Origin of the sequence: Micromonospora sp. NPDC047548 (assembly GCF_040642975.1) — a bacterium.
Taxonomy (GTDB): Bacteria; Actinomycetota; Actinomycetes; order Mycobacteriales; family Micromonosporaceae; genus Micromonospora.
In genome coordinates this window covers 95,874-104,228 of record NZ_JBEYTI010000018.1, presented here as the reverse complement: position 1 = coordinate 104,228, position 8,355 = coordinate 95,874, and the positions used below count along the sequence as shown (strand labels likewise).

At 71.2% G+C, this 8,355-nt stretch carries 5 protein-coding genes; 4 read left to right on the top strand and 1 reads right to left on the bottom strand.

The genetic code is table 11. The annotated features are described in order from the left end of the window. The first annotated feature begins 133 nt into the window (after positions 1 to 133). Together ABZ807_RS19685 and ABZ807_RS19680 are read left to right on the top strand one after the other, a co-directional pair. On the top strand, positions 134 to 3,334 hold the full coding sequence (locus tag ABZ807_RS19685; RefSeq protein WP_357159621.1) for a BTAD domain-containing putative transcriptional regulator: 3,201 nt from the start codon (positions 134 to 136) through the stop codon (positions 3,332 to 3,334). Between the two features lie 113 nt (positions 3,335 to 3,447). Continuing rightward, on the top strand, positions 3,448 to 5,070 hold the full coding sequence (locus ABZ807_RS19680; RefSeq protein ID WP_357159618.1) for an exo-alpha-sialidase: 1,623 nt from the start codon (positions 3,448 to 3,450) through the stop codon (positions 5,068 to 5,070). Positions 5,071 to 5,185: 115 nt separating this feature from the next. Here ABZ807_RS19680 and ABZ807_RS19675 read toward each other — a convergent pair whose 3' ends face one another. Next, a complete protein-coding gene (locus ABZ807_RS19675) occupies positions 5,186 to 5,308 on the bottom strand; it encodes a hypothetical protein (RefSeq protein WP_357159615.1) in 123 nt (40 codons plus the stop codon). Positions 5,309 to 5,361: 53 nt separating this feature from the next. Between ABZ807_RS19675 and ABZ807_RS19670 the strand changes: the two genes are divergently transcribed. Beyond that, entirely contained in the window at positions 5,362 to 5,556 is a 195-nt protein-coding gene (locus ABZ807_RS19670; protein ID WP_357159671.1) for a hypothetical protein, read from the top strand. A gap of 228 nt (positions 5,557 to 5,784) precedes the next feature. Then, positions 5,785 to 8,292, top strand: a complete 2,508-nt coding sequence (locus ABZ807_RS19665) for a tetratricopeptide repeat protein (protein WP_357159612.1) — start codon at positions 5,785 to 5,787, stop codon at positions 8,290 to 8,292. Positions 8,293 to 8,355: the final 63 nt, after the last annotated feature.

Here is an 8,355-nt window from a genome sequence, read left to right as displayed (position 1 = left end):
AGCCGTTTGAGATCAATTCAGTCGGGCACGATGATCTCCATGCGCGTCTGCATTTGTTATGCAGTCGGCTTGCAACTGGTCCAAGAGAAGGTCCATGCCGGCCAGGCGCATCAGGCGAGCGGAGGTGACCGACGTGGAGTTCCGAGTCCTTGGCCCGGTCGAGGCGTGGTCGGAGGGCGTACGGCTCGACCTCGGCTCACGCAAGCAGCGTCTCGTGCTCGCGGTGATGTTGCTGGAAGCCAACCGCCCGGTGTCGATGGACCGGCTGATCGATCTCACCTGGACGCACGACCCACCCGCCTCCTCGCGCAAATCGATCCAAGCACTCGTGTCCCGGCTGCGCTCGGCGTTCCTAGTTGCCGGAGCCGGGCGACCCGAGATCCTCAACCAGGGCGCCGGGTACCTGTTACGCGTTGACCCACTCACCGTCGACGTACACCGATTCGTCGACCTGACGACCAGGGCACGCGGCGCGGACGACGAGCGCGCGGTCGAACTGCTCGACCAGGCGCTCGAACTGTGGCGCGGCAATGCCCTCGCCGACGTCGCCTCCGACGAGGTGCGCGACCGACTCTGCGGTGGCCTCTGGGAAGCCAGGTGGGCCGCCCTGGAAGACCGGATGGACGCCCGGCTCCGGCTGGGCGAGGCACGGCAGCAACTCGGTGAACTCACCGAACTCGTGGCCGAGCAACCCATGCGGCAGCGGCTGGTCGGCCAGCTCATCCTCGTCCTCTACCGCACCGGCCGGACCAACGACGCCCTGAGCACCTACCACAGATTGCGGGCCCGGCTCTCCGACGAACTCGGCCTCGACCCGGCACCGGAGCTACGCGAGTTGGAGACGGCGATCCTGCGTGCCGACCCGTCGCTGGACGTTCGGCAGGAGGATGTTTCACCGCCCCGGCTGATGCGACCGGCCGAGTTGCCGCACGACCCGCGCGGTTTTGTCGGGCGCGACCACGAACTCGCCCGGCTCGACGCGGGCGTGACAGCCCCCTCGGCGAGCACCGGGATCTGGGTGATCAGCGGGACCGCCGGGGTCGGTAAGACGGCGCTGGCCGTGCACTGGGCCCACCGCTCGCGGAGCCACTTCCCGGACGGGCAGCTCTACCTCGACCTACGCGGCTTCGACGCCGAACACGAGCCACTCACCTCGTCGGCGGCACTCACCCAACTGCTGCGCGGCCTCGGCGCCGACCCCCGGCTGGTCCCGCCGGAACCGGACGGCCAGGCCAAGCTGTTCCGCTCGTTGCTGGCGGACAAGAAGATCCTGCTGGTGCTGGACAACGCACGCGACGCCCACCAGCTGTATCCACTGATCCCGCCGACCGGAACCGTGCTGATCACCAGCCGGCAGCGACTGGGTGAGGTGATCGCCCGTACCGGCGCACAACCCCTGCCTCTGGACGTACTGCCCACGGCGGACTCGCTGCGGCTGCTGGAAGTCCTGCTCGGCGCCGCGCAGGTGGCCGCCGAACCGGTGGCCGCCACGGAGCTGGTCCGCCGCTGCGGGCGCCTCCCGCTCGCGTTGCGGATCGCCGCCGCCAACATCGCCGCCGGCCCGGAACCGGAGATCGCAGCCCTCACCCACGAACTGGCGCACGGCGACACCCTGGCCGAACTCGCCGTGGATGGCGCCGAGGAGAGCGCGGTCACCATGGCACTGGCCCTGTCCTACCGGGCCCTCTCCACCGAGCACCGGCGGATGTTCCGTCACCTTGGCCTGATGCCGGGGCAGACCTTCACCGCCGAGTCGGCCGGTGCGGTCGCCGGGTTGCCGATCGCCGGCACCAACCGGCTACTACGGACGCTGGCCGCGGCGCACCTGGTCGAGCAGCACACCCGCGGCCGGTTCCACTTCCACGACCTGCTCCGCCGGTACGCGATAGACCGGGTACGGGCCGAGGACCCACCGCCGGATCGCGAACAGGCCCGCGAGCGGCTTCTCGACCACTACCTGCGGACCGCCGACGCCGCCGGCAGGCGCCTCATCCCGCATTTCCTCCGGCTGCCGAGGGAGCTTCCGGACGGGGTACGCTTCACCGACACCGACGCCGCACTCGCCTGGCTGGACGCCGAGTGGCCGAACCTCACCGCGGCGGTCAGCCAGGCGGCGAAACAGGGCCCGCACCACTTCTCCTGGCACCTCGCCGACGCGCTGCGGGCGTACTTCCACCACCGCGGTCACCGTGCCGAGTGGGTGAACGTGGCGTCGACGGCGCTGGCGGCGGCGCGTCTCGCCGAGGACGATCGCGCGCAGGCCGCCATGCACCAGAGCATCGCCCTCGCCTGCGTCAACAGCGGCCGGTACGAGGAGGCCCGGGATCACCTCGGCCACGCGATGCGGGGCAACCTCGCCAGTGGGTGGCTGGAGGGCCAGGCCGCGGTGCTGAACAACCTCAGCGCGGTGCACCAGCGGCTCGGCGATCCGACCGAGGCGATCGCGTCCGGGCTGCGTTCGCTCACCCTCCAGCGCGAGTTGGGAAGCAGCGACGGGGTGGTGATGGCGCTGGCGAACCTCGGCTTCGCGTACTGGCAGCTCGGCGCTCTGGAGAAGGCGCGTGAGCACTTCAGCCGGGCGCTGGAGCTGGGCGAACAGGCCGGCGCGCGGTACAGCGTAGCGGTGCTGCTGGTGGATCTGGGCAATGTGCACCGCGACCTCGGGGAAGACCAGGTCGCCGAGGAGTTCTACGGCCGGGCGCTGGAGGCCAACCGGGACCTCGGCTACCGCTACGGCGAGGCAACCGCGTTGGCCGGGCGGGCGTTGCTGCGCTGCGAGACCAGCCTGCCCGAGCCGGCCCGGCCGGATGCCGGAACCGGCCTGCTCGAAGAGATGCGGTCGGATGCCGACACCGCCGTCGAGCTGACCGGACAGCTCGGCGACGACGGCACGCAGGCGTGGGCGCTCAACGCGCTCGGCCGCGTCTGCCTGCGGATGGGCCAGCCGGTGGCGGCCGAGGTGCAGCATCGCCGGGCACTCTACGTCGCGAAGCGGACCAGCTTCTACTGGTGCCAGGCCGACGCCCGCACCGGGCTCGCCGAAACGTTGCCACACCTGGGCCGACTCGATGAAGCACGACAGCAGGGCGAGCAAGCTCTGGAACTGGCCCGTCGGGCAGGGTACCGGCTGATCGAGAGCCGGGTACTGAGCGCGCTTGCCGAGGTGCACCTGCGACTCGGCGACGAGACCCTCGCGGGCGAACTGTCCCACCGCGCCCGGAGCCTGGCGCTGGAGACGGGCTACGGTCTCGGTCACACCGGCGCGGCACGGCTGCCCGGCGCAGGCACCGGAGCACCCGGCGAAGATCCACAACAACCATCGGAACCCCGGTGAACGTCAGTGGACATTGCACTAGCCAGACACGTCCGGGGACAGAAATCGTAACCAGAGGGGGGTTGCCGGGAATGCGAACGGCTTCGCACGGTGGGCGTACATTCTGGTGGAGGATGATGGGCGGGCTGCTGGTCACCCTGGCCATACTGGGAACGACCACCGGCGCCCCCGCCGCGTCGGTGAGCCCGCCGTCGTTCACCGAGACCACGCTGTGGGACTCGACCGCGGGCGACTACGCCAACTACCACGTGCACAGCCTGACGGTGCTGCCGGAGGACACCGTCCTCGCGTTCACCGAGGGGCGCAAGTTCAGTGACTGCGACTTCGGGGCACACGACCTCGTTCTGCGACGGAGCGCCGATGGTGGCCAGACGTGGGAGCCGACGACCGTGGTCGTACCGGCAACGAACGGCGAGTCGTGGGGGAACCCCACGCCGGTGGTGGACCAGGCCACGGGCACCGTCTTCCTCTTCTACAACCAGAGCTTCCGGGACGCGGGCAACACGGGTTGCTCGGCCGACCGTTCACGGTTGTACCTCCGCAAGAGCACCGATGCCGGCCTGCACTGGACCGCACCCACCGAACTGACCGGCCTGTTCGCCAACAACGCCCAGGGGTGGACGCAACACGCTCCGACCCCGGGGCACGGCATCCAACTCGACAGCGGCCGGTTGCTGATGCCACTGACCCACCGCCGGGAGTTCCTCGGCAATCCGGTGCCGGCGCGCCGGTACGGGGTATCCATGGTGTACAGCGACGACCATGGCGCCAGCTGGAAATGGGGTAAGCCGGTGCCGGTCTCCGAGACGTACCCGATCGGCGAGAATCGGGTGTTCCAGCGCGCGGACGGCGCCGTGATCGTCAACGGCCGGTACGGCTCCGGCGGCGTGCACTCGCGGATCACGTCGGCGAGCGCCGATGGCGGGGTGACCTGGGCCGACCCGATGCTGGATTCGGCGACCGGACAGCTCACCGCCGTCGACGCAGGGTTCGCCCGGTACAGCGGCGGCCGAGGCAGCCCGGATGTCAACCGGGTCCTGTTCAGTAGGCCGGACGCCCCGACCCGGCAGAACATGACCGTGTCGGTCAGCTATGACGAGGGAAACAGCTACCGCTACCGCCGGGTGGTCAATCCGGGCCCCTCGTACTACTCGGACCTCGCCGTCACCTCGGACGGGACCATCCTGCTGCTGTACGGCCGGGACGGCATCGACCCGACGTTCCCGGAACGGGTGGCGGTTGCCCGGTTCAACCTGGAGTGGCTGACCGGAGGGCTCGACGACCCGGACACCGGCCCCCCGTTCACCGAGCATGAGTGGGAGTTCGGCACGTCCGTGTCGTACGGATCCCCGAACGGGCCGGGCCCGACGGTGGTGACCGACATACAGGCCCGGGGTGGCCGGGCGCTGCGATACGTGGCTCCGGCGACCGGGCACCATGTCGAGATCCCGTTCGTGGTGCCCACGACGGGCAACTACGAGGTGGCCGTGCGCTATGCCCGGGACGCCGATCGGGCCGCTGTCCAGGTCAGCATGGACGGCACCAACCTCGCCAACGGCGCCTTCGATCCGACCATGACGGCGTCCGAGAGTTATCAGGTCTACGGGCTGGGATCCCGGCAGCTCGCGGCGGGGCTACACGTTATCCGCTTCACGGTGACCGGTCCGGGCCGCGCCGGCGGGTACGCGGTGACCCCCGATCAGCTGACCCTGATCTCACCTGGCCGCACGGGCTGACGTGCCGCCGGCTGCCGGGCGGGGACAGGCGCCCGAGGTCTCGGACGCGGAGAGACCCCGCCAGACGAAGCGCCCAGAACTTACAAGCGAGGGCTCACCGGCTGCGGGCTAGTCGCTAGCGCCCGACCCGGATGCGGTCGGCGGGGTACAGCTCGCAGGACCCGTCGGCGCGGAAGACCACCAGGACCGGGACGCCTTCGCCGATGTCCAGTTCCTTGCGTTCGTCAGGGGTGGGCATCTGGGCTGAGGCGGTGTCGCCCTTGAGTAGTCTGGAGCTGCGGAGGCTGCGATCTGCCCTGGCCCTGCCCGACGCGGAAGCGGGAGCTGCGGGCCGAGTATGCGGATACTCCGGTGTCGTTGGCCCTCTACCTCGGAAGCTATCTCGTCCAGGCCCCCGAGGACATGCCCTGGACACCGGCCGGCGTGCTGCACCGCCGCTTCCTCGGCTGGACCAGACAGGTCGAGCGATCGAAGCCAGCAGTGTGAGGTCGACCCAAGGCGCGGTCTTCGTCGGCGGGCTGCCCGTGCAGCGTGCGCCCATGCGCGTGCAGGACCCAGCCGGGCATGCCGCCATTGTCCCCCGCCGGGGGCCGGCGCCGTGGGGACTCGCAGGCATCGACGGCTTTCCGTTGGGTCGCCCCGGCTCGATACCATGAGCGGCGCTGCGACGCGGCCCTCGGGGCGCGCTCAGTCTGGTGTGAGGGGTGACAGCTCATGGCGTTCTCGTTCGGTGCCCTGCTCCGCGAACACCGCAGGAACGTGGGCCTCACCCAGGAACAGCTGGCGGCGCGCGCCTCGATCAGCAGCCAGGCCGTGGGCGCGTTGGAGCGGGGCACCCGCCGGTTCCCGCACCAATACACGATCAGCCGCCTCGCCGACGCGTTGGGCCTCGACGGTGAGCAGAGGGCCGCGTTCACCGGGGCTGCCGCGCGGCCGTCGGCGCCTGCGGCCGACAAGGGTTCCGGTACGACCGGCGAACCCCCGGGCGGCGCCTTGCCGCGCCAGCTGCCTCCGCCGGCGGCGCTGACCGGTCGCGACGAGATGATCGCCGAGATCGCCTCGGAGCTTTGCTGGACCAGTTCCGTCGAAGCGCACACCGCGTTGTTGGTGGGCCCGGGCGGGATCGGCAAGACCGCTCTCGCGCTGGCCGTCGGACACCGGCTCGCCGAGGAGTTTCCCGACGGGCAGCTGTACGCGGACTTGCGCGGCGCGCAGGAGCAGCCGGTCGACCCGCACCTCATGCTCGGCCGGTTTCTGCGGGCGCTCGGCGTGCCACGGGCCGAGGTGCCGCCGGATCCCGACGAGCGGCTTGCGGCGTACCGCAGTCTGCTCGCGGGCCGGCGGATGTTGCTGCTGCTCGATGATGCCGGCGCCGAGGAGCAGGTCCGGCCGCTGCTGCCACCGGCCGGGGGCTGCGCAACCATCATCACCTCCCGGCGACACCTGGGCGCCTTGGTGGGCGCGGCCCGGCGGACGGTGCCCGCGCTGGGACGCGAGGACGCGCTGCGCCTGCTGGCCCGCATCGCCGGAGCGCCGCGCATCGCGGACGAACCCGCCGCCGCCATTCAGGTGGTCGACGCGTGCGGATACTCGCCGCTGGCCATCTGCGTGGCGGCCGGACGGCTGGCGGTGCGGCCACATTGGTCCGTCGCCGAGCTGGGCCGGCGGCTCACCGCCGAACACGGCCGGCTCGACGCGTTGTCGGTCGGCGATCTCGACGTCCGAGCCAGCATCGGCCTCAGCTACCAGGCCCTCAGCCACGCCGAACAGCAGCTGATCCGCCGGCTGGCGCTGCTCTGGGCGCCGGACTGGCCGGACTGGGTCGCCGACGAGCTCTGCGCCGGGCCGGTCGAGCCGCTTCTCGACGAGCTGGTCAACGTGCATCTTGTCGAGCCGGTGGGCGTCGACGCGGTCGGCCAGCAGCGGTTCCGCCTGCATGACCTCATCGCCGAGTTCGCCCGCGAGCGGGCGCAGGCTGAGGAGAGCCCCGACGACCTCGACCGCATCGCGGACGGCCTGCTCCGGGTCTGGCTGGCGGTGGCCGGCGTGGCTGACGACGCGTCAGGGCACGGCTACGAGTACGGCGCCGGCCTGCCGGCTGGCCAAGCCCCCCGACGCCCCGCGGCGACGGCTCGGGCAGCGCCTGCGGACTGGTTCGAGGCCGAGCGCATCACCCTGGTGGCCGCGGTGGATCGCGCAGTCCGGCTAGGTCACGCCGAGGTGGCGGGCGCGCTCGCCTTACGGCTCGCCGGGTTCCTTCGGGTACGCGGCTACCGCGACGACAACATCAGCACGTTGCGCGAGGCGCTGGCCGCCGTCCGCACGAGCGGGCATGACAGGCTACGGCTGCGTCTCGCGCAGACCCTGTTCTCCGCCCTCCTGGACCATGACATGGACACCGAGATGCCCCAGCTGACCGGAGAGATGCTCGCGTCGGCTCGCGCGCTTGGCGAGCCCGATCTGCTGATCCGGGCCTTGATGCAGGCCAGTTTGTACGCGAAGCGCCGCGGCCGGCTCAGCGAGGCGGCCGACCATTGCGAGCAGGCCCTCGCCGCCTGCGGCGACACGTCCCCGCTCCTTCTGACGACGGCCCTGTCGTCGGCCGCGACGATCCACCTCGAAGCCGGCCGGCCGCAGGAGGCTCTGCCGCTGTCGGAGCGGGCGGTGGCCATCCAGCGCACGGCCGACACTCCGCTCATCACAGCGCTGCGGCTGCTCACCCAGGCCGACGTGCTCGCTGACCTGGGCCGACTGGCCGACTCCGAGACCGCGCTCGCCGAAGCCCTGGCCCTGAGCCAGGCCGCCCGTCACGACGCCGCACAGGCGTACGCCCAGGTCCGGCTCGGTGACCTGGCCGTACACCGGGGTCGGTGGCAGGTCGCGAACGGCCTGATCCGCCGCGCATTGGCCACGTTCGAACGGCTCGGCGACGCCGGCAGCACCGCGTACGCGTTGCGGTCGTCGGGCGACCTCGCGCTCACTCGGGGGCGACCCGAGGAAGCGCTCGAGCCGTTCTCCCGGGCCCTGGACACGTGGCAGCGGCTGCGGCTGCCGTTGGAGGCCGCCCGCCTGCACACCCGCCTCGATCACACGTTGTACGCCTTGGGTGATCCTCGCGCGGCCGAGCATCGTGCCGCGTGCGACCACATCCTCGGCGAGCTCGGCCTCGACGAGAGGGCGCTGAGACTGGGTCCGGAGCGGACAGGAGCGGGCATTCGCTGAGTCCTACGCCGGGTTGTGTGGGTCCACTGTGTAGGTTGTCGCTGTTCCGTGCGCCGCCGTGCG